This is a genomic window from Winogradskyella sp. 4-2091 (assembly GCF_045765065.1).
Lineage (GTDB): Bacteria > Bacteroidota > Bacteroidia > Flavobacteriales > Flavobacteriaceae > Winogradskyella.
The window spans coordinates 1-25,687 of record NZ_JBJKOD010000016.1; the positions used below are offsets into that span (position 1 = coordinate 1).

The 25,687-nt window shown below is 31.9% G+C and carries 23 protein-coding genes; 4 read left to right on the forward strand and 19 right to left on the reverse strand.

From position 1 onward, the window contains the following. Positions 1 to 136: 136 nt before the first annotated feature. From ACJBCC_RS15530 to tilS, 7 genes are all read right to left on the reverse strand, one after another. Entirely contained in the window at positions 137 to 460 is a 324-nt protein-coding gene (locus ACJBCC_RS15530; protein WP_407557696.1) for a hypothetical protein, read from the reverse strand. A gap of 26 nt (positions 461 to 486) precedes the next feature. Continuing rightward, entirely contained in the window at positions 487 to 984 is a 498-nt protein-coding gene (locus ACJBCC_RS15535; protein WP_407557697.1) for a hypothetical protein, read from the reverse strand. Between the two features lie 43 nt (positions 985 to 1,027). Next, positions 1,028 to 1,990: a YheT family hydrolase gene (locus tag ACJBCC_RS15540; protein ID WP_299103471.1), complete on the reverse strand. Its 963-nt coding sequence runs from the start codon at positions 1,988 to 1,990 to the stop codon at positions 1,028 to 1,030. Between the two features lie 54 nt (positions 1,991 to 2,044). Next, on the reverse strand, positions 2,045 to 3,811 hold the full coding sequence (locus ACJBCC_RS15545) for a CocE/NonD family hydrolase (RefSeq protein ID WP_407557739.1): 1,767 nt from the start codon (positions 3,809 to 3,811) through the stop codon (positions 2,045 to 2,047). A gap of 179 nt (positions 3,812 to 3,990) precedes the next feature. Next, a complete protein-coding gene (locus tag ACJBCC_RS15550) occupies positions 3,991 to 6,441 on the reverse strand; it encodes a T9SS type A sorting domain-containing protein (protein ID WP_407557698.1) in 2,451 nt (816 codons plus the stop codon). A 54-nt stretch (positions 6,442 to 6,495) separates the two neighbouring features. Further along, the gene (ade, locus tag ACJBCC_RS15555) at positions 6,496 to 8,118 is read right to left on the reverse strand and encodes an adenine deaminase (RefSeq protein WP_407557699.1); all 1,623 of its coding nucleotides are present in this window, start codon (positions 8,116 to 8,118) and stop codon (positions 6,496 to 6,498) included. An 81-nt stretch (positions 8,119 to 8,199) separates the two neighbouring features. Next, a complete protein-coding gene (gene tilS / locus ACJBCC_RS15560) occupies positions 8,200 to 9,471 on the reverse strand; it encodes a tRNA lysidine(34) synthetase TilS (RefSeq protein ID WP_407557740.1) in 1,272 nt (423 codons plus the stop codon). A gap of 197 nt (positions 9,472 to 9,668) precedes the next feature. On the opposite strand from tilS, the gene ACJBCC_RS15565 reads away from it, so the two are divergent. After that, positions 9,669 to 10,358 carry a hypothetical protein gene (locus ACJBCC_RS15565; RefSeq protein ID WP_407557700.1) on the forward strand — a complete coding sequence of 230 codons (690 nt, stop codon included), beginning with the start codon at positions 9,669 to 9,671 and terminating at the stop codon, positions 10,356 to 10,358. Positions 10,359 to 10,454: 96 nt separating this feature from the next. On the opposite strand, the gene ACJBCC_RS15570 is transcribed toward ACJBCC_RS15565, so the two are convergent. Continuing rightward, positions 10,455 to 11,756 carry an anthranilate synthase component I family protein gene (locus tag ACJBCC_RS15570; protein WP_407557701.1) on the reverse strand — a complete coding sequence of 434 codons (1,302 nt, stop codon included), beginning with the start codon at positions 11,754 to 11,756 and terminating at the stop codon, positions 10,455 to 10,457. A 319-nt stretch (positions 11,757 to 12,075) separates the two neighbouring features. Here ACJBCC_RS15570 and ACJBCC_RS15575 point away from each other — a divergent pair, with 319 nt between their 5' ends. Further along, complete coding sequence (locus ACJBCC_RS15575) at positions 12,076 to 12,966, forward strand: aldose 1-epimerase family protein (protein WP_407557702.1); 891 nt, start codon at positions 12,076 to 12,078, stop codon at positions 12,964 to 12,966. Between the two features lie 41 nt (positions 12,967 to 13,007). Then, positions 13,008 to 14,357 carry a DEAD/DEAH box helicase gene (locus tag ACJBCC_RS15580; protein ID WP_299103462.1) on the forward strand — a complete coding sequence of 450 codons (1,350 nt, stop codon included), beginning with the start codon at positions 13,008 to 13,010 and terminating at the stop codon, positions 14,355 to 14,357. A 29-nt stretch (positions 14,358 to 14,386) separates the two neighbouring features. Here the strand turns inward: ACJBCC_RS15580 and ACJBCC_RS15585 are convergent, their stop codons facing one another. The 5 genes from ACJBCC_RS15585 to ACJBCC_RS15605 form a co-directional block, all read right to left on the reverse strand. After that, positions 14,387 to 15,238 carry a hypothetical protein gene (locus tag ACJBCC_RS15585; RefSeq protein ID WP_407557703.1) on the reverse strand — a complete coding sequence of 284 codons (852 nt, stop codon included), beginning with the start codon at positions 15,236 to 15,238 and terminating at the stop codon, positions 14,387 to 14,389. Positions 15,239 to 15,426: 188 nt separating this feature from the next. Then, positions 15,427 to 16,254 carry a mechanosensitive ion channel family protein gene (locus tag ACJBCC_RS15590; protein ID WP_407557704.1) on the reverse strand — a complete coding sequence of 276 codons (828 nt, stop codon included), beginning with the start codon at positions 16,252 to 16,254 and terminating at the stop codon, positions 15,427 to 15,429. Positions 16,255 to 16,288: 34 nt separating this feature from the next. Then, the gene (locus ACJBCC_RS15595) at positions 16,289 to 16,462 is read right to left on the reverse strand and encodes a hypothetical protein (RefSeq protein ID WP_407557705.1); all 174 of its coding nucleotides are present in this window, start codon (positions 16,460 to 16,462) and stop codon (positions 16,289 to 16,291) included. Next, the gene (locus ACJBCC_RS15600; protein WP_407557706.1) at positions 16,446 to 17,039 is read right to left on the reverse strand and encodes an RNA polymerase sigma factor; all 594 of its coding nucleotides are present in this window, start codon (positions 17,037 to 17,039) and stop codon (positions 16,446 to 16,448) included. The genes ACJBCC_RS15595 and ACJBCC_RS15600 overlap by 17 nt, the downstream gene beginning before the upstream one ends. A gap of 82 nt (positions 17,040 to 17,121) precedes the next feature. Beyond that, positions 17,122 to 17,526, reverse strand: a complete 405-nt coding sequence (locus ACJBCC_RS15605; protein ID WP_407557707.1) for a DUF2721 domain-containing protein — start codon at positions 17,524 to 17,526, stop codon at positions 17,122 to 17,124. A gap of 341 nt (positions 17,527 to 17,867) precedes the next feature. Here ACJBCC_RS15605 and ACJBCC_RS15610 point away from each other — a divergent pair, with 341 nt between their 5' ends. Then, a complete protein-coding gene (locus tag ACJBCC_RS15610; protein ID WP_407557708.1) occupies positions 17,868 to 18,458 on the forward strand; it encodes a hypothetical protein in 591 nt (196 codons plus the stop codon). Here ACJBCC_RS15610 and ACJBCC_RS15615 read toward each other — a convergent pair. The 6 genes from ACJBCC_RS15615 to ACJBCC_RS15640 form a co-directional block, all read right to left on the reverse strand. Beyond that, complete coding sequence (locus ACJBCC_RS15615) at positions 18,453 to 19,652, reverse strand: site-2 protease family protein (RefSeq protein ID WP_407557709.1); 1,200 nt, start codon at positions 19,650 to 19,652, stop codon at positions 18,453 to 18,455. The two genes, ACJBCC_RS15610 and ACJBCC_RS15615, sit on opposite strands and share 6 nt — an antisense overlap. A 93-nt stretch (positions 19,653 to 19,745) precedes the next feature. Further along, complete coding sequence (fabV, locus tag ACJBCC_RS15620; RefSeq protein ID WP_407557710.1) at positions 19,746 to 20,936, reverse strand: enoyl-ACP reductase FabV; 1,191 nt, start codon at positions 20,934 to 20,936, stop codon at positions 19,746 to 19,748. Positions 20,937 to 20,945: 9 nt separating this feature from the next. Further along, positions 20,946 to 22,346: a dihydrolipoyl dehydrogenase gene (gene lpdA, locus ACJBCC_RS15625; protein WP_407557711.1), complete on the reverse strand. Its 1,401-nt coding sequence runs from the start codon at positions 22,344 to 22,346 to the stop codon at positions 20,946 to 20,948. A gap of 97 nt (positions 22,347 to 22,443) precedes the next feature. Continuing rightward, positions 22,444 to 24,045 carry a S41 family peptidase gene (locus tag ACJBCC_RS15630; protein WP_407557712.1) on the reverse strand — a complete coding sequence of 534 codons (1,602 nt, stop codon included), beginning with the start codon at positions 24,043 to 24,045 and terminating at the stop codon, positions 22,444 to 22,446. A 257-nt stretch (positions 24,046 to 24,302) separates the two neighbouring features. Then, entirely contained in the window at positions 24,303 to 25,073 is a 771-nt protein-coding gene (locus tag ACJBCC_RS15635; protein WP_407557713.1) for a LuxR C-terminal-related transcriptional regulator, read from the reverse strand. Between the two features lie 12 nt (positions 25,074 to 25,085). Beyond that, on the reverse strand, positions 25,086 to 25,547 hold the full coding sequence (locus ACJBCC_RS15640; protein WP_407557714.1) for an Lrp/AsnC family transcriptional regulator: 462 nt from the start codon (positions 25,545 to 25,547) through the stop codon (positions 25,086 to 25,088). Between the last annotated feature and the right edge of the window lie 140 nt (positions 25,548 to 25,687).

Consider the following 25,687-nt stretch of genomic DNA (forward strand, 5'->3'; position numbering starts at 1 on the left):
AAAAAAAAAAAAAAAAACCTCCATCTTAAAATAAAAGGTTTTAAATTTATAAAACAAGAGTGGGTTTATGAATATTTAGAAGACACTAAAAGTGATTTACTAAATCAACCTCGATTTGATAACAAATAGCATTTTGTTAAATAATGATTGTTATCACTGTATTTACAATAGTTTTTATAATCTTATTTTTCAAATGTCCTAAACGTAGTTTTGAAACACCAGCTTGATAAAGGGCATTTAAGATTAATACATCTTTTTGACTCTCTAACAGCCACTTATAGTCATCTACCGTGAGCTCGCCTGCTTGCAGCAACTTGGTCCAGCGTTCAATTTTAACTTTAGACAGCGTTAAAAACGCTTCCACATCTGCTTTGGTTTCTTTTTTAAAATCACCATAACTTTCTCCCAATACTAAAAGTAATTCGTCCTTTAAAAGCTTTAAAAGTTCTTCTATATCCATTTTATACGATGTATTTGTTTTGGTAACTAGTTTAAAAAGTTAAGAATCTTAGTTTCGTTGGTTTTATTCTTTTGACCCTCATATTTAATAATAAGATCAATAGATTCAGAAACTTGAATTTTTGCCTCATCTATAAATACCTGAGATAATTGATTCTTTTCTTTCCAGCGCTTAAGAAATCCAGCTAATAAGTTTCGCTCTTCATTTGCAATTGATTTCCACATTGCATAACTCACTTCATTGTCTGGCTTGTTCTTTTCATATTCCATAATTTTTTGAAGATCTAATCGTAGTGTTTTAACTTCAGCCGCATGTTGCGTAAAATCATTTACAGCCTCATCCATTAAGTTAAGACCTTCCACTTTTAATGAGATGGCTTGTTGGTAAGAATATTGATCAAAAACTGCTGTTTTAAGACTTTGGCAAGACACTAAAACCATTGCTACGAAAGCAATTCCCACAAAAGATTTTATGGAAATAGATTTCAATACTGTTTTATACTGAAATGATTTGAGGAACTTCATAGGCATCAATTTATTTGACTTAAAGTTATGAAAAGATTTTTACTCAAGGAAGCCCATTCACAAAATCCAAAGCACGTTTTTCGTTATAATACACATTTCCTTTGTCTATAAAACCAACATGACCTCCATGTTTTGGCATTTCTAAATACAAATTAGAATTGTGTTTAGCTTCCTTAACAGGAAAACATTCAGGCGATAAAAACGAATCGTTGAGTGCATTAATAATTAAAGAAGGTACTTTAATATCTGGAAGAAATTGCAAACAACTGGCCTTGTCATAATAATCTAAAGCGCCATTGAATCCATGTGCTTTTGACGTATAGACATCATCAAAATCAATTAAAGTTTTAATTGAATTAAAATCCTTAATTGTAATATTTTGAGGAAATTGCTCTAATTTCGGTTTTAGCTTTTCTTTTAGATGTGCTAAAAACCGAATAGCATAATGTTTATTTCTTAAACTTAGTAAAGCCTCGCAAGATCCTTTTAAATAACATGGTGTTGAAACTGCAATTACAGCTTTTAATTCTTTTGGTAAATCAACTTTTTCTCCTGCATATTTTAAAGCCATATTAGCACCAAGACTAATACCTTTTATATAAATTTCATCGTATTTACTCTTAGATAAAACATGCTGAATAACAGCTTCTAAATCTTCAGTTGCACCAGAATGATAACTTCTAAACAACCGATTTGGTTCACCACTGCAACCTCGAAAATTCACACCAACAGCGTCAATATTATTTTCATTAAATAGTTTTGCTGTTCCTTGAATATATGGTCGCTGAGCACTTCCTTCTAAACCATGTAATAGAACAATTACCTTATTTGATTTTTGTTTAGCGTAGCTCCAATCTAAATCTAAAAAATCTGTATCTGGTAATGTAATTCGTTCCCTTATTTGCTCAACACCTTCAACTCTGCGTGCTAAACCAGAAAACACAGTAGATGTAAAACTCGTTTTTGCCCAAAAGGGTGGTTTATAAGTTGGCTCTATTATTGGCATTATTTATTTGTTCTATTACAACCTTTCAACTGGGCTCGAGGAAACAATTTTATGTTATTTTAAAACAGTAAACTCAATAGCAGAATCATTATAAACCTTATGTGTTTGCTTCTGAAAATCAGATTCCTTTGCTTCAAAAATATTATCGACATACGTTTGTGGATTCGCATCTATATAAGGGAAAAATGTGCTTTGCACTTGTACTTGAATTTTATGTCCTTTTTTAAATGTATGAAACACATCTTGAAGCTTCAAATTAACCGCAGTTTTCTCATTTGGTACAAACGGTTCTGGCTTAGACATACTGTTTCTGAAACGTCCACGCAACACTTCACTCCTTACCATCATATGATAGTTACTCAGTTTTAAATGATCTTGTACGTCTTCTGTGTTTTCCATATCCGACGGAAAAACATCAACTACCTTAACAATCCAGTCGGCTGCTGTTCCTGTTGTAGACACATTCAACTTCGCTAAAATATCACCAGCAAGCGTAATATCGTTTTCTAAAATTTCAGTTTCAAAGGTTAAAACATCTGGTCGTCTCGATGCAAAACGCTGATCGTCTGTCATGAATTTACGTGGTGTAAACCCAACTTTTATATCTTCCGTATAAGGCACAGGCTTTTTAGGATCGCTAATAAAGTCTGAAGTCGCCATCATACGATTAGCGCGTTGCGTTAAACGCTCATTTGGTTGCAAAAAATAACTTTCCTTAACTGTGTTTTCTGGAGGCCAAGACGCAAATGATTCCCATTGCTTTGTACCAGTATTAAACATGCTAGCTTCCGGCAAATCTGTTTTACCATTAGCTTCACCTTTTAGAAAGTGATTAAAAAATTTTGTTTCAACATTTTTTTGAAAACGATCTGAGATACTATCTCCAAAGTGAATGTTTCCAATTACTTGTCGTTCTTTAGTTCTTGACCAATCACCATGACTCCAAGGCCCAAAAACAACGGTGTTATAGTTTTCGCTGTTGTTTTCAATACTTTTATAGGTATTAAATGGCCCATATAAATCTTCAGCATCAAACAAACCACCTACAATCATCGTAGCTGGTTTAATTTCTTTTAAATGCTGAATAATGCCACGCGCTTTCCAAAAATCATCGTACGTGACATGGGTTTTTATTTGCTCCATAAACACATTGTCTTCTCCATAAAAATGATTCAACTTACTTAGTGGCACATGATCTAAAAAGAATTGATGTTGGTCTTCCGTGCCTATATCTGGAAAATTATACCATGGCTCTGTTGTTGGCTGATCTTTCATATAACCAAAAACCGAAGTTACTCTCCAATAGCTTAACAAAAATGCACCATTATGAATAAAATCATCAAAAAAGAAATCTCCAATACAAGCTTGTGGCGAAACCGCTTTTAACGCAGGATGCGAGTCTAACAATGAATATGTTGCATAAAACCCTGGATAAGAAATACCATAAGTACCAACATTGCCATTATTATTATCAACATTATTTACTAACCATTCAATAGTATCATAGGTATCACTAGCTTCATCAAATTGCTTGCCTGTTTTATTAGGTATGTACGCTCGCATATTATCGTAAACACCTTCACTATTCCAACGACCTCTCACATCTTGATACACCATAATATTACCTTCTTCCATAAGATATTTATTTGGTCCAACCTTACTAGGAAATTCATTTTCTCCGTAAGGTCTACAACTGTATGGCGTGCGCTTCATTAAAATCGGATATGTTTTAGACATATCTTTTGGCGAGTAAATGGTTGTATGTAATTTTATACCATCTCGCATTTCTATCATCACCTCTTTCTTAGTATAGTGATCCATTGGACTGTAACGTTCTTCAGCTACAGCCTTAACCTCATTAACTACTTCGTTTGCAGTTTCTAAATTATTATCAGTCGTTTTCAAATTGGATTTACATCCTAATACTGTTAAAAATAAAAGAAGAATTGATATTGTTTTTCTAATAAACATAGTGGTTGTTTTTTATTAAGTGTATTAGGTTAGTTTTTAATAAATTTATACGTCTGTAATTTATTATTTGCAGAAATTTCAGCAAAATATAGTCCTGAATTATAGTCGGAAATATTCAAGGAAGCACTATTACCAATTGACTTAAACGAGTTTAACATTCTTCCGTTTGAATCTAAAATTTTTATATCACTATTATTTTGAAGCCCTTCCAGAAACAACTCAGATGAAGCAGGATTAGGATATAACTTAACTAAAAGTCTGTCTTCTTCAGTCACAGACAACGCATTACCTGTAAAAGCGATTCTATTGATCAATGTACCATCTCCACCAATTGGCGTTAGTGAAAAATAATCTTTAGTACGACCAACGTGTTGCAACTCAAAAACAATATCATCTCCTATGTATGCATCTAAATCTATACTTATCGCAGTAACTGGATCTTGATATCTCGTTATTGGGTTATAACTTGGTCCATATTGCACGCCATTAATTAATATTCTAAACCATGAATTTGCAGGTGTAGAACTATAATGATGTAATTGTCTAAATTCTATATCTACATTACCATCAACTAAAGATGCACCATCAATCTTAAATTTTAAAGCCGTTAAGAAATCCTTATTTTCATTCCAAGCTTGTGATTCTGTTGTTGTCTCTCCTCCAACCCATTCTGCATTAGAATCGCGTTGATGAAGCACCAACCTATCGTACACAGAATAATTCACAAACTCTATCTTAGAGGATTCGCTATGCAATACAGAAAACAAGTCGGTATTAAGCGATGATTCGTCGCTAAAGTAATTATCATAACCTAGTTCTAAATATTCAGGATCTGTAGATGCATAGATTTTTTTCCATGGTGACAGTGAGACTGAACAACTATTTCGAACAAAAAGTTTATATGATGTTGCTGGCGTTAAATTTGAAAACGTATGACTACTATTATCTGAGGAAATATAATCAACTCCAAGAATGTCGTCAAACTCAGCAGCTATGACTTCGTAGTCGTCATCAGCTGTCGCGTCCCAATTTAATGCAATACTATCTAATGCACTAAGTGCTGAGATATTTGCAATGTTCTCACAATCATTTTCTAATAATTGAATATTATCTAAGTACGTTCTATTATTGTTAGATCGACTAACGTTTTCTAATTTTATAGTCACGAGATTACCTACAAATTGCGATAAATCTATAGAAACGGTTTTAAAACTATTATCGTCATACGCTGCATTGAAAACAAAGTCTTCAGCAACACCTGTATACACATTATCATCTGCATAAGCTTTTATTTTAACACGCAAATAAGCACTAGATGTCTGACTAATATCAAATCTTAATACTGGCTCAGTTGTATTTTGAGATAAATCTGCATCAATAGTCACAGTTCTTATAAAATCTAAATTTTCTTCAAACGGATCTCCATACTCATTATAACCAAGGTATTGAGGATAACCAGGACCGTTGAGCATTAAACCATATGCACTTGCATTTGCTGCTTCTCCATTTATTTCCACACCGTAATTTGGCACAGCGTAATCTCTCTCAAATTCAGATTCAAAATCAATGGTATAAGGCACACTTAAAACTTCTGGTCTAGTTTTAAAATAAAAGCTACGATAACCAGATGTAACACCAAAGGCATCACAATCTGTTTTTACATTGACATAATAGTCTTGTGAAGGCAATAGACCAGACACAGAGAATGTTTGATTGTTTGTTATAGTGTAAGTTTCAGGAATATCTTCACCAGCTTCGGTAATGACATATCTGTAATGGTTTGCATCAGGAATATCGCTAAGCGTAAACTCTGCTGTTGTATCTGTTATGTTGTCCATACTGATAACAGAAACAGTTTGACAAATTTGCAAATTGCCATCAAAACGTGTTTTCGCATAAGAATTCTGCAATAACACTGACGTTGAAGTAGAACCATCATCAAATTCCTCTGTTATACTTACACGACTCCTTGTTGGTGGATTATTAAAGTTCTCTGTGCCTTCCCATCCAAACAAAGCACTAGTTGTGTGGCCAGGATTAATATCTTCTACATCGATTACCAAATTATCGGTTCCATTATATGTAAAAGATTCATCAAAAATTAAAATAAACTCATACGCATTTGCATAATATGTTGTGATTCCAATTTCGGTTAAATCCTCATCAGGTATAAAACCATCGCCAGATACAAATTCCTCTTTAGTAGTATGTCCTATTTTAAAAATTAAGCTTGTATTTGGAGTTGGAGATGTTGTACTATTAGAAAATGCCGTAAAAAATCTTAGGCCAGTAATCTCACCATTAAATTTAATTTGCTCAGGATAATAAATGGTTTGTGTACGCGAAAATTTAGCTTGTGGCACATATGGTTGATTTGTATAGTCACCTGCTCCTCCAACTGTCACGCTACTTGTAGACACTAATTGCGCACTACCAATTGCTGTGAACAAAAAAGCCACAGCTAATAGTATATTTTTCATGATTGATGATTTTGTTGCAATTTAATAATTTAATTGCCTAAACATTGTTAAAATTTAAGACACCTCGACAGACGTAAATTCAAATTTCCCACCATTAAAAAGGCCTTTATCGCTTAGTTTTAGCACAGGAATAACCAATAAAGCCATAAAAGACAAACTCATATAAGGCGCATGAAGTTTACTACCTAATTCCTTTGCCATTTTATCTAATTCGGAATAATGCTTACCTATAATTTCTGCATTTTGGTCGCTCATAATACCAGCAACTGGCAACGGAATTACTTTTTCTTCCGTGTCTGAAATCGCACAAATACCACCTTCATTTTCAATTAAAAGGTTAACTGCTTTGCAAATAGCTTCGTCCGAAACACCAATAGCGATTATATTATGCGAATCGTGACCAACAGAACTCGCAATAGCACCTTCTTTTAGTCCGTAGTTTTTAATAAAGGCAATAGCAGGCGCATCATTATTATAACGATTTACAACCGTCATCTTTAAAATATCAGTATCTATATTAGAGACTAAATTTCCCTCTTTAATTGTAGATGCTGCGATAATCTCATTGGTAATTAATTCGCCATCTAAGCATTCTATCACTCTAATTTCCTTAGCCTTTGATGCTAATCTAAAATCTGAAACTTCTTTTTTAGTAGTGTTGAAATTATTAAGGTTTTCAAACTCTACATGTTTCACTTTTGAAACACCATTATCTGAAACCAGTTTGCCATTAATATATGTTTGAAGCGTTTTAAAGCCCTTTAAATCTTCCACAACAATACAATCCGCATTGTCGTCAATATTGAGCAACCCGACATCTAAATTGTAATGCTTAACAGGATTTACACACGCTGCTTGCAAAACTTTAAAAACATCATTGCCTTTAGCTACAGCTCTTGCACATATTTGATTGATATGACCTAATAACAAATCATCTGGATGCTTATCATCACTGCAAAACATCATATTTTTATAATGTTCGTCTAGCAAATCGATTAAAGCTTCAAAATTTTTAGCAGCACTACCTTCTCTAATAATAACTTTCATGCCTTTTTGAAGCTTCTCTAAACCTTCATCAAAAGAGAAACACTCGTGGTCAGTTGAAATTCCTGCAGAGATATACTTTGTTAAATCGTCGCCTCGCAATCCTGGCGCATGTCCATCAATAGGCTTATTATAATGTTTTGCCCATTCTATTTTCTTCAGCACTTCCGCATCATCATAAATAACGCCTGGATAATTCATCATTTCGGCCAAATATTTAATGTCTGGATTTTCCATTAAGGTTTTAATATCATCAGAATCTATAATAGCTCCTGCGGATTCAAAACTTGTTGCTGGCACACAAGAAGGTGCTCCAAAGTTGAATTTAAAAGGGGTTTGTTTTCCGTTTTCTATCATAAACTCCACACCTTTTACACCAAGCACATTGGCAATTTCGTGTGGATCAGAAACGGTAGCAACGGTTCCGTGATTTACCGCAATTTTTGCAAATTCGCTTGGCACTAACATTGAGCTTTCAATATGAATATGTGCATCTATAAAACCTGGTAAAATGAAATGATTCTCTTCACAGTCTTTCTTTTCTACAGCCGCAATCTTTCCATCTTTAATCGTGATTTCTCCTTTGAAGATGTTACGATTCTCAATGTCTACAATGTTTCCTTTTAATTTCAAATTGTTTAATTTATTTCTATTATTTAAATAGACTAATTTTATATCTATTCTATTCTATTACAATCACTTAAGTTTAAAAAACTAAATAATCACTTTAAGTATTGCTTTTGTATTGGTTCTTACTTTAAACCGTTCATCTGCACGTTTACCAACGACCCAAATTACTTTATTTTCTGAAGTTAACACCCAAGTATTTTCCTTTTCTACTAATGATGCTTTTTCGTCTTTTAGGTATTTGCTAATTTTCTTTTTACCTGACATTCCTAACGGTTGAAATGTGTCTCCTTCTTTCCAAAGTCTTAATTCTAACGGAAATTTTAAAAGGTCTTTATCAACGTAAATAATGTGGTTTGAGGTTTCTGAAATTGCTTCAACATTATTAAAATTTATTCTGCCAAAAGGTGTGTTTACATTACTATCACTTTCTTCTATAAAAAGAGATGTTTCACTTTCCTCAAAATCCTTTAATTCTGTTAGAATTAAAAACTCACGATGTTTGATTAAACGATGTGAGTTAGATTTTACCAATTTACCAGATTGCGCATCTAATAAATCCGCTACATCATTCCACTCAGTGAATCCATAATTTTTAAATAGCTCAAATAAATAAGCTTTTGGATTTTTAACGGCTTTAAATTCTGAAATCTTATAGGTAGTTCCTAAATCATCTTCCGAAATAATAGCTCGCTTTTTAAAATCCATTAATTGGTCTTCAACAATCAGTTGTGTATCGTTAAGATGACTCAGCGTATTTTGAAAACTGTCTAATAATTGCGGATTGATTTCTTTTAAAATTGGCACTACTTCGTGCCTTAACTTATTCCTCAGATATTTTCTAGATGCATTACTGGCATCTTCTCGCCAGGTAATTTGATGCGCTTTTGCGAAGGCTTCAATTTGAATTCTAGAAAATGGCAACAATGGTCTTACCACATTATCATTTATCATTGGGATTCCGGTTAAACCATTCAGCCCAGTTCCTCTTGTAAAGTTGATAAGAAAGGTTTCTAGATTATCATCTGCATGATGCGCTGTAAGAATATAATCGAAATTTAGCTGTTCTGCCAATTCCTTAAACCAATCGTAACGCAACTCTCGAGCTGCCATTTGTATAGAACGCTTATGTTCTGTGGCATAAGCTTCTGTATTAAAATTCTGAACAAAAACTTCAACATCAAAATCTTCTGCCATTTCCACAACAAAGGCTTCGTCTTTATCACTTTCCTCTGCTCTTAAATTAAAATTGCAGTGTGCTAGTGAGAAATTCAAATTCAAGTTTTGACATAAATGCGCTAATACCACACTGTCTATTCCACCCGAAATAGCAATGAGTAGTTTGCAGTCATTCAACATGGAAAGCTTATCAATTATATGATTTTTGAAGTCTATTAGCACAGCTCAAAGATATTGAAATTATTCAATCCAAATGAGCCTCTAATCAGCAAAGTTTAATGTTATTTAAGCCAAAATGACTGCTGTTAAAATGACATTTATCATATTGATGTATTTACTTTTTATTTAACTTTAAATGAATTTAAAAATAACAGGTCATGAGTGTATCAGAAGAATTAACATCAGAAACAGCACGAAATGCCTTTGAAAAAAAGGTGCTTTCTGCCATACCACATTTACATCCTTATGTAAAACACAGAATTTATATTGCTGAATCTACAGGCATTTTACCAAAAAATATGTTTTCCTCAAACGGAATTATTGACGAGAGTATTATTGAACTCTATGATAAAGATTTTGACATTGAAGCAGAACCTTTAGCTGTAAAACTTGAGCTATTTAAAATAGTTGATAATTATATGAATGTACTTTTTAAAAACGAAGCGCACCATAAAGAAACGATTAGCACAGATGCTTTGCTAAAAAAAGAACTATCGAAACTTAGTGAAGATTACACTATTGATGGCGATTTTGATTTTATTTTAAACACAGAGCTCAACGATATATCTTACAACCAAAACGAAGGCGAATTATTACAACTGTATTCTGATAAAGAAACCTCTATTTTAAACGCTTTTGAAGTTAAAGATTTATCCACTAAACAATCGCCTAGAGCATTTGATAAACTTTACAACTGGTTACCATTTAATGTCTCTAACATAATGGATTTATACATTTTTGGAAAATTAGATTTTGAATCTATTGCTAAAATTAAAAAAATTGAACAAAAACGTATTGAAGCTATTTTTGATAAGGTTAAGCGCACGTTTAGAAGACATATTGAGTAGCAAATCGTTAATTTCTCTCGCAAAGACGCAGAGTCGCAAAAGAAAGAATCAGTCGCACATGTATTTCTCGTGTATTAGTTTTCCCCCTTTGGGGAATTAAAGGGGCTTCTCCAAGACTTCACGCATCGCTTTGGCTTTAACCAAACATTCTTCATATTCTTTAAGAGGGTCGCTTTTTGCTGTGATGGCTCCTCCTACTGAATATGAAATGTATTTTTTTGATTCGTTATAAAGGATACTTCTAATAATAACATTAAAATCGAAATCGCCATTTGGTGTAAAATAACCAACTGAACCAGAGTATAAACCGCGTTTGGTTTCTTCTAGGTTTTCAATAATTTGCATTGCCGATAATTTTGGAACACCTGTCATGCTTCCCATTGGAAACGTAGTTTTAATAATATCTACTGGATTTGTATCTGATTCTACTTGAGATTGAACCGTAGAAATCATTTGGTGGACTTGCAAAAAGGAATATACTTTGCACAGCTCCTTCACTTCTACACTTCCTTTTATGGCTGTATGCGATAAATCATTTCTTACCAAATCTACAATCATAATGTTTTCGCTTCGCTCTTTTAAATCTTTAGATAAATCGTCTGCGAGTTTTAGGTCTTCTGTTTTATTTGTAGAACGTTTCGCTGTACCTTTTATAGGCTGCGAAATTACTGTTATGCTTTCTTTTTTAATGTAGCGTTCTGGCGAAGCAGACATCATATATTTATCCTCAAACTTTAAAAAACTTGCAAATGGTGGTTTTGAGATTTCGTTAAGTTTCTTAAAGGTTTCAAGTGGATTTATTTCGCTGTTTTCCGCATAGAATTCTTGGCAAAAATTGGCTTCGTAAATATCGCCTCTTTGAATGTGTGCTAGCATTTTAGTGACCTTTTCGAAATAATCGTCTTTATGAATTCTTAGTTTAATTTTTACTGGATTATGAGGATTCTCGACTACGTTAGAAATGACAATAGACTCAATTAATCTTATATCATCTTCAATCTCATCATCAACCATTCTTAAATATTGAATTTCAACTTGATTATCTTTAAACAAAAACAGTTTTTTAGGTTGAAAGAAATACAAATCAGGAAACTCTAAACCATCAAAATTTTGAGACTTTAGGCGTTCTGTGGTATTTTTTAAATCGTAGGTTAAATAGCCAAATATCCAGTCTTTTGTTGATGTTTGATATTCTTTTAAACGTTCAAAGGCATCAAAAAAATCTGTACGAAGAGTTGTAAACGCATCAACTACCAAAACGGCATCGTAATTAGTGTATTGGTCAGTATGGTTGTTAGAATCTAACCACAAAACATCATCGAATTGTTGCGACCAAAGCAATAGATTTTGCTTAAAGCTTTCTAAATTTTTAGGCTGATGAATTTGTGTTGTTCTCAATAGGAAAATAATTGCTGCAAGTTACTGAATTAATATGATTTTCTTAATTGCCATTTTAATGTTTGAGGTATGGAAAAATATTTATTTATTCTGATTTTACACCCCTAAAGTCCCCTCAAGAGGACAATTCTAAATATTTCTTTAAGCACAACAATGAGACTGTCCCCTTGAGGGGACTTTAGGGTTATTTTAAAAGATTAATTTGTATTAATCTGAAGACTAAAGCTAATAATTGTAATTGAAAATTTTGAAGGATAAATATTAATTTTACTAGCGAAAAAATATCAAGAATTGTATATTTCAGAAAAAATAAGAAGATATGTATAGTTTAAAAAATGACTTATTACAAATCAACATAAAATCTAAAGGTGCCGAATTATGTAATATTACTTCAGCAAAAAATGACACTGAATTTTTATGGCAAGCAAACCCTGAATTTTGGGGAAGTCATGCACCAAACTTATTTCCTATAATAGGTTGCATGAAAGACGACAACTATACTTATAATAACAAAACATACCACATGCCTAAGCATGGATTTGTAAGACATAACGATAATTTTGTAGTTAAAAGTCAATCCGATTCTAGTATCACATTTAGTTTATCATCTAATGATAAGCTTTATGAGCTATATCCATTTTTGTTTGAGTTTGAAATTACCTATACACTTACAGAAAATATATTAACCATTAATCATACAGTTACAAATCGTGATAAAAAGACGCTTTATTTCTCCTTAGGCGGACATCCTGCTTTTAATTGTCCATTGACGAAAGATGAAGATTACACTGATTATTTTTTAGATTTTGAACACAACGAAGACAGCGAAACTTATCTATTAAATATGGATAATGGGCTATTAACCAACGAAACAAGACCTGCGTTTTCTGATGGACATAAAATTAATTTAAGACCCGATTTATTTAATGCTGATGCTTTAATTTTTAAAGATTTAAAATCTAGGGTTGTAAGCTTAACACACAAAATAAAAGGCAAAGTTTTAACCGTTAACTTCAGAGGTTTTAAGCAATTAGGTATTTGGGCAAAACCAAATGCACCTTACGTTTGTATTGAGCCTTGGTTGGGTATTGCTGATAATGAAACTACAGACCAAAAACTTGAAAACAAAGAAGGGGTTTTGAGTTTAAAATCTGGTGCCATTTTTGAAGCCGACTATAGCATTGAAATAGAAAAAAACCTTTTATCTTAAGTTGAATAATAAAATGGTAGCTTTGCACAAAACTTTGCAACGTGACTTTTCAAGACCTAAATTTAAACACACCTTTATATAACGCCTTAGATGATTTAGGGTTTACCACACCTACTCCAATTCAGGAAGAATCATTTAGTGTGGTAGCATCTGGTAAAGATGTTGTTGGTATTGCACAAACTGGTACTGGTAAAACATTGGCCTATATGCTACCTATTTTAAGGAATCTAAAATATTCTAGACAAGATAATCCTAGAGTTTTGGTTTTAGTACCAACCAGAGAATTAGTGGTACAAGTGGTTAGTGAGATTGAAAAATTCTCTAAATACATTAACAACCGAGTTTTGGGTGTTTATGGTGGCACCAATATAAATACACAAAAACAAGCTGTTGCACAAGGCCAAGATATTATTGTAGCGACACCAGGACGCTTATACGATTTAGCTGTAAGCAGAGTGTTGCAACTAAAATCTATTCAGAAATTAGTGATTGATGAAGTTGATGTGATGCTAGACTTAGGTTTTAGGCATCAACTGATGAACATTTTTGATATTCTTCCACAACGCAGACAAAACATCATGTTTTCGGCAACGATGACTAAAGATGTTGATGAATTAATTACTGATTTTTTCACTAATCCTACTAAAATATCAATTGCCGTTTCGGGTACACCTTTAGAAAACATTAAACAAGAACGTTATGATGTGCCTAACTTTTACACCAAAGTAAATTTGTTAGAATATTTACTTCATGATAAAGAAGAATTTTCAAGAGTTTTAATCTTTGTGGCTTATAAGAAAATGGCTGACCGATTATTTAATCAACTCGAAGAATTATTCCCAAGTGAATCTTGTGTTATTCACTCTAATAAAACACAAAATTACCGATTACGTAGTATTGAACAATTTAGAGAGGGCGAAAACCGATTGCTTGTTGCCACAGATGTTATGGCAAGAGGTTTAGATATAGAAGGTGTTTCTCATGTTATTAATTTTGATACACCAGATTATCCAGAGAACTACATGCATAGAATTGGTAGAACCGGAAGAGCCGAAAAGCAAGGTCATACCATTTTAATGTCTACTGATAAAGAAAAAGAAGGTTTAGAACGTATTGAGGAATTAATGCAAATGAAAATTGAAACGCTTGAGATTCCTGAAAGTGTTGAAGTTTCTACCGAACTTATTGAAGAAGAACGTCCACAAATTAGAGAGCGTAACAATCCTATAAAACGAAGTGATGCTGATGCTCCAGGACCAGCTTTTCATGAAAAGTCTGAAAAGAATTCAAAAGAAAATTTAGGTGGTTCTTATAAGTTTAAGATAGCAGCAAAATACAAGAAGCCAAAAACACGAGGCGACAAGAATTATAATCGTCGTAATAAAAAGTAGTTGTTGGCTACAGTTTTGTTAACAGAATTTCATTCTACTTTTATTGAAAAATCATCTACAAATAATTCTATATTTCCAGCTGTAGGATTAGCGGTTACACCTACTTGAACACGTTCGTAAGAAGCAGGTTCTTGTAGGGTAAAATCAATACCTTGATTTAGAAAGACATCTATAAAAACTTGTGCATTTGGCATATTCATTCCGGCTTCATTGATAACTTCAGTACCATTAATTGTTAATCGGTTAAGTCCATCTTCATTATCTGACATAGTCATTTCCCATAGTACAGTAACCCATTGATTTCTTGGAAAAGCTAACGTTGTTTGTTGCATTGTAGTTCCAGAAATTTTTCCTCTTTCAATTGACAAATAATCATTACCACCAGACATCATTAATCTAACACCAGGACATTGGTTTTCAGAACCATAATTACTGCCAACATTTGGGTCCCAACAAGAACAACACTCTAAATCAAGGAGCAATAGATTTTCGATAGGTTCAGTGCCAACGATATAAAAGTTAGCGCTTATTTTAACTATATCTCCTACAACAATATTTAACCCATTCTTTTCTATATCTATTTTTGACAAGTCCGAATCTGATTGATAAGCAAGAACACGTAGTGCATTTTGCCCTTCATTGAATTGAGTATTTGAAATTGAAATTTCGTTAGTTGCGTCTGTTGGATCTGTCTGTTGAATTGTGGCCCATCGCATACCATTAGTAGGAAACAACTCCTCCAATAGGTCATTTTGAGTTTCAAACCCATCTTCAAATAAGTAACTCTCTTCTATTGCTTCTTGTGGGTTATTTTCATCATTTTCACAACCCATCAATGTGAAAGCAATAATTACAAAAATTATAAATCCATGAATTTTCATAGTGTTAACGTTTGATCCTCTTTCTCGGATAGTTAATATAAGGATATTCTTAGATGTATTGTTTCTTTTTACACACGTTACATCATAAAAAAAACCCTTATCAAATAAATGAAAAGGGCTTTATAATCTCAAGTACTAGCAGGATCGTATCCCGTGTAAACACAGAATCCATGACCCTAACCTCATAGTTAATCCTGCAATTGTACTTGATTTTCTACTATATCTTTTATAGGAACAATAAGTTTACCTTCTTTATTTTTTAAAATTACAGAAATGCTTTGCACAGCATCAATTGAATATGTTTCATTATTGAAAATAATTTTTTGCCCAACCTCATAGGTTTTACGCGCATAAAAAGTATTTAACAACTTACCTACTACTTCTCTCGCACCTAAACCAAAAGCAATGGCAAAAGCTAATAAAAAAGCAGCAATAATCATATTAATATTGTTAGTAATTATCTCAGTATCAATACCTGCTTGATTTAAAGCTGTAACAGAAATAAAAGTTAACAATAAGAAAAACACAACCTGACTAATCATTTTACCACCAGACAAATCCATAGATTCAAAAAGTGATTTAAGGCCATTCTTAACGAAATTAGCAAATAAAAGACCTACAATAAATACAATAAGTGCGGCAAAAAGTTTTGGCAAGTAAGAAATTAAATCACTAATCTGTTGTGTTATAATATCTAAGCCCATTATATCTGATGCTGTTACCAGCAACACAATATACATTATATACTTTACAGCCTTAGAAACAACTTTTACTGTATTAAAATTAAGCTCCTTACCTTCAATGATTTCTATTTCATTAATCTTTTCATCAAGTTTATGTGTTTTGGCTAATTTTAAAACTTTTTTAATTACTTTTACAATTAACTTAGTAACAATCCAACCTATAATTAACACAATAAGTGCTCCAATAATATTTGGAAATATTTTGGTAATCTCTAACCAAATATTTGTTAGAGACTTCATTGCTACATCTGAAAATTCATTCATTTTTTCCATACTAATAATTTTTTGTTAGGGTTTATTAAGTATCCTATTTTACGCGTTTACTAGTTACACTATCAATGACATGCCCAATATTATACGAAAATAATTCAGCTATTTCCATAAAAAGCTTAGCCATTGCAATATCATGCATAACTTTCCCTTTCAGTTCCGCAGGAACTTCCTTTAAAGGCTGATCTATTTTACTAAATGGATTTTCCATCTTTTGTATAATTTGTGTACTTCTGTACTAGTTTTTCTTTCGCTCTTTTTAATCGCATTTTAACTGCGCTTTCTCCTATATCTAAAGCCGCAGATAATTCTTTTATTGATAAATTATCTTGATATTTTAATAATAAAATCATTTTTTCATCTGGAGATATCAACTCCATAACTTTCTTCAATTGTTCTACTCTCATGTCCGCAAACTCGAGTGTAGAATCAATATCTTCTCCTATATTTTCAATGTCAATAACTTCAGAACTAATAGATTTTTTCTCTAATTTTTTAGCCGTGTTTCTCGTGACATAATTTACACAATGATTATATGTAAATGCATATAACCATGTAGAAAATTTAGAACGTCCTTTAAAACTTGCTAATTTCACAAAGACCCTTAAAAAAACATCTTGTGTTAAATCCTTAGCTTCATCTACTCCATTGGCAAAACCATAACATTTATTATAAACCATACTCGCATATCTGTCGTACAGCACCTCGAACAACATAGTGTCATTGGTTTTCACGATAGCTTCTACAAGCGCTTCATCGGTTAGGCTATGAATAGCGTCTTTTGTCAAGGGAATTTTTGATAAAATTAGTTAGTTATTAGTATTAAGACACCTCTTTATTTAAGACGTCACAATTTATTTATATTTTTTTTTAATTTATTAAATGATCTTCAATATCTACTAAATGATGTTGTAAAGCCTTAGCAGAGATCTGTATTTCCCAAATTAGAAATAACAGTGAAACTATAAGTAGCAATAAGCCTAAACCAAACGCCCAAATAGCTATAACATTAAAATCTATATAAATTAAAAACATGGTAAGCACACAGAATAACAAACTACTTATGCCTGTAATTTGCATATACCTTGTTAATTTTACCCGCAATTTTAAATTATTTATTTGCCTTAAAATAGAAGCACTTTTATGCTCAATATACTTTTCACTTAAATTTCTTATAATAGCAGCATATGCTAAAAATCGATTTGTATAGGCCAGCATAATTAAAGAAATTGCTGAGAACAAAAGCGCTGGTGTTGTGAGGGTTAGTTCTTCCATATTATAATTACAAAATTAATGAAATAATATATGAGATTAAAAAAATAAGAACTGTTTTATAATAGATTAATGCACTCTTAATAGAGTAACGAATATCTATATATTGTAATCCTATCATTACTTTCCCTAGAAGGTAATTTAAATAAATTACCGCAAGTAACTTTAAAGCTGCAGGCATTTAATGATTAATTAAGTTAATACAATTGATAACAAAAGATTTACCATTAATCGAAGTTATTGCTGAGAAGTTTTAAAACAATAATAAAATTATTAACTTTAGATAATTAAAGTCCTAAACCTAACGTTATTATAGCAAATGCTATTGATTGAATAACCTATTAATGAACAAATACCTTCACGAAACAATACCAAATTTAAAACCGTTTAATTATGAGCGTCATCACGATACTTATTTTATAAATCAGCAATGGGTTTTAGTTAATGGAATTTCTAAGAAGAAATCTATTTACACATTTAAGGAAGATAATATTCTTGAAATCTCAAGAAAAGACGATGTCATAAAAACCTCTTGGACTTTAAATATTCTAAATAATTTTACGATTGAAACTGAAGATGGTTTAATTACAGTAGAAGCTTATTTTAAGGACGATGATATTTTGGTTCTTAATAACCAAGAAAAAGAAGAGTTTGCTATGTATATTAATTCTACAAATTACGATGACGAATTAAATTCTGTTGAAGATATACAGACATTCTTAAAGGAAAAATATAAGAAAAAAGTAAGTTCTATTATCTATGATCACGAATTCTATTACATTGAACAATCTAAAGAATTTGGGCCATTTAAAGTTGAAGAATTAGCTGAGAAAGTCAAATCTGGCGAAATAAGCGCATATTGTTTTGTAAAAGATGTTAATGAATATGATTACAGTAAACGCATGCGAATTGAAGATTTAATTCAAGAATTATAATCCTTCTGTGGTTTTTAGTTTATTTTGAATCCTTTTCCATACTAGCAATTCATCTGCACCTAATCTATCTAAATTGTTGCTGACAAAATTGAAAAATTTTTGAGCCTTTTTATTTGAATTTAGAACGGTATGTCCATAATATAAAAAAATAGCGTCAGTTACGGTTTGGCTGTTGGGATATTTAAAATCAACTAAAGGAGTTAACATTTTAATTCCGGCTTCTGTTTTACCTAATTCAATAAGAACAGCACCTCTTGTCCCTTTAAAATAGTAAAAACTAGGCTTAATTGAATAGGCTGTTTTAGACAAAATATCAATCTGACTTGTATCCCCTTTTACCAATTTTAACCAAGCCAATCCATTATTAATGTGGGCAAACATCATTTTATCTTTTTCTTTATCAACTAGATTTAAACAAGACTCTAGCCATGACATCCCTTCATCAATATCTCCTTTCTTAGAATACATTATTCCTGTATTGTAATGAGCTAATACCTTAGTCTCTTCAATATTTATATATTTTTTATAAAGTTGAATTGCCGCATCAAATTCTTTTTCTTCAAACTTTTCTTGGGCTTCAAAAAAGGCATTAAAGTCAACATTACTCGCATTATTTTTTTTAAATGGCAACCTTAATAAAGTTAAACCATCTGTAGGCACTTTTACACCTTGGTATTCAACATGATAAGGAATTAAACTAATTATAGCAATTAGAGAATTGGCAAATATAAATGCTGATGTAAACTGAAATCCATTATCACTAGAAAGAAAAGAAAAACTAAAGTCTATGCACAACAATAATAATCCAGCAACAATCAAATTGGTTAAGCAGCCTCCTGAGCTCAGCAAAAACTGATTGATCTTAGTGTTTTTTTCTGGAGGAAATTCAACAAAAGCAAATCCGCCATTAAAATCCTTATTCAATATAATTTTAATATTAAAAACAGTAAACCGTTTTACTTCATGACTTTTACCTAGTACAATACGTTTAGGATTGCCACCTGCTAATTTACCGAATATTAAATGGCCAAACTCATGGATTACAACTCCTACTTTTATTGAAAATAAAAAAGCAACAAGGTTAAGTAATAAGTATGCAATTTCTACATTAACATTATTAACGAAAACTACAATTCCTATTAATAAGATAAGCCAAAAATAAATTGGAAATATGGCATTTAATATTTTGAACAAGCTAGTAATTTTAAAAATTGAAAAATAAAAAAAGCGAACCCAACTTTAAATTAATGAAGTAATGCGGTTCGCTTTTGTGAATATTATTATGGATTACTCTTGCAATCCAGGTACTGCAACCATTTCATTTACGTCTTTATCGTAATCTATACCTTCAACATTAAAACCAAAAAGGTTGAAAAAATCCGTTTTATAACCTTCTAAATCACCAATATTTGGCAATGTTTCTGTTGTAGCTTGTTTCCAAAGTTCTAACACTTTAGCTTGAATGTCATCTCGCATTTCCCAATCGTCAATACGTATTCTTCCTGCGTCATCTAATTGTAAATCTTCAGCATATAAGCGTTCGTTGAATAATCTTTCAATTTGCTCTATACAACCTTCATGTACACCTTCTTCTTTCATCACTTTATATAGTAATGAAATATATAACGGAATTACAGGAATAGCAGAACTCGCTTGCGTTACTAACGCTTTGTTTACTGAAACGTAGCCTTTACCATTAATATCTTTTAAAGCTTCTGTAATTTTAAATGCAGTAGCTTCTAAATGATCTTTTGCTCTACCAATGGTACCTTTTCTATAAACAGCTTCCGTTAAGGAAGGGCCAATATAAGAATAGGCTACGGTTTTAAAATCTTCTGACAATACGTTTTCTGACTTTAACAAATCAATCCACATTTGCCAATCTTCGCCTCCCATTACAGCTATTGTATTATCAATATCATCTCCAGAACATGGCTCAATAGAAATTTCTTTCACAATACCTGAGTGAAAATCTACCGTATTATTTGTAAATGTATCACCTATGGGTTTCAAAACCGATTTATAACGCTTTCCAGAATCTGGATGCGTTCGCACTGGAGAAGCCAAACTATAGATTAACATATCAATTTTCCCTAAATCGTTTTTAATTAAATTTACGGTTTGTGATTTTACTTCATGAGAAAATGCATCACCATTGATACTTTTAGCATACAAACCATCTTTGTGAGCCTGAGTTTCAAAAGCAGCACTATTGTACCAACCTGGTGAAGCCGGACGACCTTCTGATGGCGGCTTTTCAAAAAACACACCAATTGTTGATGCATTAGATCCGTAAGCACTTGTTATTCTCGATGCCAAACCAAAACCTGTAGATGCACCTATAACTAGCACATTTTTAGGACCATTTTGGGTCGGTTTTGATTTTATATATTCAATCTGATTTAATACATTTTGCTCACAACCTTTTGGATGAGATGTTAAACATATAAATCCTCTTGTTTTTGGTTCTATTATCATATTTAAAATCTAAACGTGTAAAGCTCTGTCGTCTGTTGCGGCTAATGCGGCTTCCTTAATAGCTTCAGCAAATGTTGGATGTGCGTGAGACATACGAGAAATATCTTCTGCAGATGCTCTAAATTCCATAGCTGTTACAGCTTCTGCAATTAAATCCGCGCAACGTGCGCCAATCATATGTACACCTAAAACTTCATCTGTGGTTTTATCAGCTAAGATTTTCACAAAACCGTCTGTATCTCCACTTGCTCTTGCTCTTCCTAAGGCTTTAAAAGGAAATTGTCCCACTTTATAAGCTACATTATCTGCTTTTAATTCTTCTTCTGTTTTCCCAACAGCAGCTACTTCTGGCCACGTGTAAACGACACCAGGAATTAAATTATAATCAATATGTGGTTTTTGTCCTGCAATTGTTTCGGCTACAAAAACACCTTCTTCTTCAGCTTTATGCGCTAACATCGCTCCTTTTACAACATCACCAATTCCATAGATATTAGACACGTTAGTCTGTAAGTGCTCATTGACTTCTACTTGTCCTCTATCTGTCATTTTTACACCTGCAGCTTCAAGATTTAAACCATCTGTATAAGGACGTCTACCAACAGAAACTAAACAATAATCGCCTTTAAACTCAACGAGTTCTCCTTTTTTATTTTCAGCCTTTACAATAACTTCATCGCCATTACGCTCAACAGATTGAACTTTATGAGACAACATCATTTTACATTTTGCTTTCTTAAATACTTTGTTTAATTCTTTTGATAAACCAGCGTCCATTGTAGGTAAGATTCTGTCCATGTATTCTATAACAGTAACCTCTGCTCCTAGACGACGATACACTTGCCCAAGCTCTAAACCAATAACTCCTCCTCCAATGATAATCATATGTTTTGGAATTTCTTTAAGTTTTAAAGCTTCTGTAGATGTAATAATTCGTTCTTTATCTAAGGTAATAAATGGTAAAGTTGATGGCTTAGACCCTGTGGCTATAATGATTTTTTTAGCTTCAATTTCTTGAGCATCTTTACCTTCTATTGTAATATGCGTTGCATCTTTAAAAGATCCTAAACCTTCAAAAACATCGATGTTATTTTTCTTCATTAAGAAATCAATACCTCCTGTAGTTTGATCTACAACAGCCTGCTTACGACCTATCATTTTTTCTAAATTAACTTTGATGTCGCCAGGAATTTCGATGCCATGTTCGCTAAAATGTTTAGTTGCTTCTTCATAATGATGAGAAGAACTCAATAAGGCTTTACTAGGAATACAACCTACGTTTAAGCAAGTTCCTCCAAGAGTAGAATATTTTTCAATAATGGCTGTTTTCATGCCTAATTGTGCGCAACGAATTGCTGCTACATATCCTCCAGGTCCAGAACCTATTACTGCTACGTCGTATGATTTCATGAGTTTGTTTTTTGTGTAATTATTTATATACAAACAAAAATACGACTTAGATTATAATTTACGAACTTTAAATCTAATTATTAGAAAAGTAAATGAATTACTTTTTTTCCTCTATATCCTTTAAAACCCACTCTAATTCAGGGTCAATATTATTTAAACGATCTTGATATGTTGGAATAATTTCAATATCTGGTTTTACACCATAACCTTCTGGTGTTGTTTTGTATGGCGCATCTATAAATGCTAAGCCAATTCTCGCTTTAACTTTGGTATTAGGCAGTTCATATAACTTGTAAAACCCTGCCACTGTTCCGTTATAAGCTCCTCCTGTTTCTTCTCCTACAAAAGTGGCGCGTTTACTACCTTGCAATTGTGTAGATATCAATGATGACGCAGAAAACGAGTTTCCATTAATGAGGACATAAATTTTTCCTTTAAAGTTTAATGGTTGTGCTTCTTTTTCTTTTGCCGAATTAAACCTGTAATATAATTTTCCATCTGTTTTCTTTACCTTTAAGATATCAATCGTTGCAAAAACTGGCGTCAAAACTCCTCCTAATACTTTTAGTCCATTTGGTGTTGTATTACTCATTAAACTTTTTAGTATCGGAAATTTAGTATTTACCTCACTAGTATTTATCATTGTATAATTATTGTCTGTTAAATAACCATACAAATAGGTAATTTCCTTTAATCTACCACCAAAATTATTTCTTAGATCAATAATTAGTGCATCCGTTTTAAGTGAGTCTAATGTTTTGAAGGTTTGGTCATAAAAATCTTCATACTTATTTCTAGAGAATCCTCTTATTTTCAGCAATGCAACAGTACTATCTTTACCTACAAAATTTAAGTTACGTGTGTATTCTTTTCTTAAGTAATTATAACCATGATCACGATTATATTTTCGTTTTGCCTTGCTTTCTAATTTTTTAGCTTTTCGTTCTTCTTTCGTTAATTTTATCTTTTTCTTCAACTTAAGAGAATCTACTTTAATAGAATCTTTTTTTGCAGTGGTTGAATCTTTTCTAAGAACACGTTTGTACTGTTTCACAAAAGTTGAATCTGAATTCTTTAATGTAAAACTGATACTATCAAAACGTCCTTTATCATATACATAGTAAGATAAAAAACGGTTTCCCGATACGCGTTGATGAAATGTTGTATTATATCCATCTGAAGCTATTCGTTTTTTGAATTTATCGAGTAAATCTTGCGTTTTTTCGCCTTCAACCTCTAACACTTGCGCATTGATTAAAACACTATCTTTCCCTCTTGCATTTGCAATAAAAAGTTTGTCTTCTAAATATTCAAAATCCAAATTATTGATATCAAACTTCATTTTATAAAGAGCCTTTCGCTCTTTTCTTTTAAACTGTTTACCTGGTGGCGAAACAGACATATGACCTTGACCTACATATTTAGTGACTTGTGACAACTGCTTGTAAAACGCACGACTATCCATTGGGTTCTGAATAGCACTTTTTAAGCTATCGAACTTAAAATCTAAAACGTCTTTAGATGTAAATTCATATAAGTGTGGATGGTTGCGCTTTAGTTGGGTATATAATTTATCTACGTCCTCTCGTAAATCTGCAACAGAATGTAATTTTGTGACTTGTAAATTGTGTTTTTCAACACTTCCGCAAGATGCCAATAGAACTATAACGCTAAACGTGAGTAGTATTTTTTTGATCATATTCTAAATTTTATATTTATAAATTTTACCATTATACAGATGGTTCTATTTAGATAGACGTAAAAATATTAAGAATGGTTGCTTTATAATTATTTTGAATTAAAAATTTTTAAAATTATGGCATAAAAAAAGTCCAAACCCAAAGTTTATCAATTAAACTCTAAGTATGGACATATTTTCCCTAAGTTGCTAATAGCATGTCAAATATCAATAAACATTTAGTATTCAACAATACTCAATTTGAGTATTTTATATACTTATAACCAATGTTGTTTTGTTTTCAGCATACCTACAAGCTCACCAGTAGAGGATACATTTAGCTTTTTTAATATATTTCTTCGGTGTGTATCTACTGTGTGTGAGCTTATGTTTAGCTTTTCAGAAATTTCTTTACTTGTATGGTTTAAAACTAAGAGCCTAATAATATCGCGTTCTCTATTGCTTATGCCTTCACTGAGTAATTTTTGAGAAAAATTATTAAAATATATGGTTTCATACTCTTGTTTATCATTTAACAATTTTGCAGAAGCCGTAATTTCCATTTTAATATTAGGACTTAAAACCGTGTAATGTGCTAAACCAATAATTGGTTTTTCGGTAGAATCAAAGACTAAAGGTGTTGTGTTTTGTACTATATTAACATAGACACCATCTGCATTTTTAATTCTAAAATTCCATGTGTAATTAGCATCTTTTCTTTTGTTTTCAGGAATTTCACTAAGTGTATATTCCATTAAACCATTTAAGGCTTCTAACCACGCATCTACATCATCTGGATGAATTCTACTCCAAAAATAACGCATGCCTTTTGTTTTTAATTCATTAGGATCAAGACCTAAACAAGCTTTATAATTTTTACTGATATATTCAAAAGACAACTCTTGAGTATTAGTAACACAAAAAAAAGTTGAACTATAAGGAAGAAAAGAATCTAATTCCATAATCTTATTGATATGTTCTTGTAGATATGGCTTGTCGTAAGATTTAAATATAAACTTATATAAGTCCTTTATGTGCGCTGTTCTCATACCCTAATATAATCAATTTAAAGAAATTGCCGTTGTATGTTTTACTTCGTTAATCATAAACATACTGTGTGTACTACCTATATGATCTATTTTGGTAAGTTTTTCAACCATAAATTCCCTAAAAGCTTTCATGTCTTTAACTAAAACCTTTAACAAATAATCATAATCACCACTAAGATGATAACACTCTAACACTTCGTGTAACTGATTAACTTCACGTTCAAATTTAACCACATAATCTTGAGAATGTTGCACCAATTTAACATGGCAAAATGCTACAAAATCCTTCTGAACCTTATTCTTATCGACTAAAGCAACGTATTGCTTAACAATGCCGCTTTTTTCGAGTTTTTTTATACGTTCATAAACAGCAGTTACAGATAAGTTTAACTGCGTAGACAAAGCTTTGTTCGTTTGTTTACTATCAGTTTGAAGCAAATGAAGGAGCTTCCTATCGGTTTCATCAAATATCATACTTGCAATTTTTCGGAATAAATCATATTCAATATAAAAATAATGATTTTAAAACTATAATTAAAACATTTAGCTGATATATTTTCTAAGTTTACATCTATCAGTTGATTATTGTTCTTTTTTTATCGAGATTTGATGAA

Coding starts and splice junctions, on each gene's coding strand:
- ACJBCC_RS15530 (WP_407557696.1), bottom strand. CDS start 460: ATGGATATAGAAGAACTTTTAAAGCTTTTAAAGGACGAATTACTTTTA.
- tilS (WP_407557740.1), bottom strand. CDS start 9,471: ATGTTGAATGACTGCAAACTACTCATTGCTATTTCGGGTGGAATAGAC.
- ACJBCC_RS15610 (WP_407557708.1), top strand. CDS start 17,868: ATGAACAAATACCTTCACGAAACAATACCAAATTTAAAACCGTTTAAT.
- ACJBCC_RS15595 (WP_407557705.1), bottom strand. CDS start 16,462: ATGGAAAATCCATTTAGTAAAATAGATCAGCCTTTAAAGGAAGTTCCT.
- ACJBCC_RS15640 (WP_407557714.1), bottom strand. CDS start 25,547: ATGATATTTGATGAAACCGATAGGAAGCTCCTTCATTTGCTTCAAACT.
- ACJBCC_RS15590 (WP_407557704.1), bottom strand. CDS start 16,254: ATGGAAAAAATGAATGAATTTTCAGATGTAGCAATGAAGTCTCTAACA.
- ACJBCC_RS15630 (WP_407557712.1), bottom strand. CDS start 24,045: ATGATCAAAAAAATACTACTCACGTTTAGCGTTATAGTTCTATTGGCA.
- ACJBCC_RS15550 (WP_407557698.1), bottom strand. CDS start 6,441: ATGAAAAATATACTATTAGCTGTGGCTTTTTTGTTCACAGCAATTGGT.
- ACJBCC_RS15540 (WP_299103471.1), bottom strand. CDS start 1,990: ATGCCAATAATAGAGCCAACTTATAAACCACCCTTTTGGGCAAAAACG.
- ACJBCC_RS15635 (WP_407557713.1), bottom strand. CDS start 25,073: ATGAGAACAGCGCACATAAAGGACTTATATAAGTTTATATTTAAATCT.
- ACJBCC_RS15535 (WP_407557697.1), bottom strand. CDS start 984: ATGAAGTTCCTCAAATCATTTCAGTATAAAACAGTATTGAAATCTATT.
- ACJBCC_RS15565 (WP_407557700.1), top strand. CDS start 9,669: ATGAGTGTATCAGAAGAATTAACATCAGAAACAGCACGAAATGCCTTT.
- ACJBCC_RS15605 (WP_407557707.1), bottom strand. CDS start 17,526: ATGGAAGAACTAACCCTCACAACACCAGCGCTTTTGTTCTCAGCAATT.
- ACJBCC_RS15575 (WP_407557702.1), top strand. CDS start 12,076: ATGTATAGTTTAAAAAATGACTTATTACAAATCAACATAAAATCTAAA.
- ACJBCC_RS15545 (WP_407557739.1), bottom strand. CDS start 3,811: ATGGATCACTATACTAAGAAAGAGGTGATGATAGAAATGCGAGATGGT.
- lpdA (WP_407557711.1), bottom strand. CDS start 22,346: ATGAAATCATACGACGTAGCAGTAATAGGTTCTGGACCTGGAGGATAT.
- fabV (WP_407557710.1), bottom strand. CDS start 20,936: ATGATAATAGAACCAAAAACAAGAGGATTTATATGTTTAACATCTCAT.
- ACJBCC_RS15585 (WP_407557703.1), bottom strand. CDS start 15,238: ATGAAAATTCATGGATTTATAATTTTTGTAATTATTGCTTTCACATTG.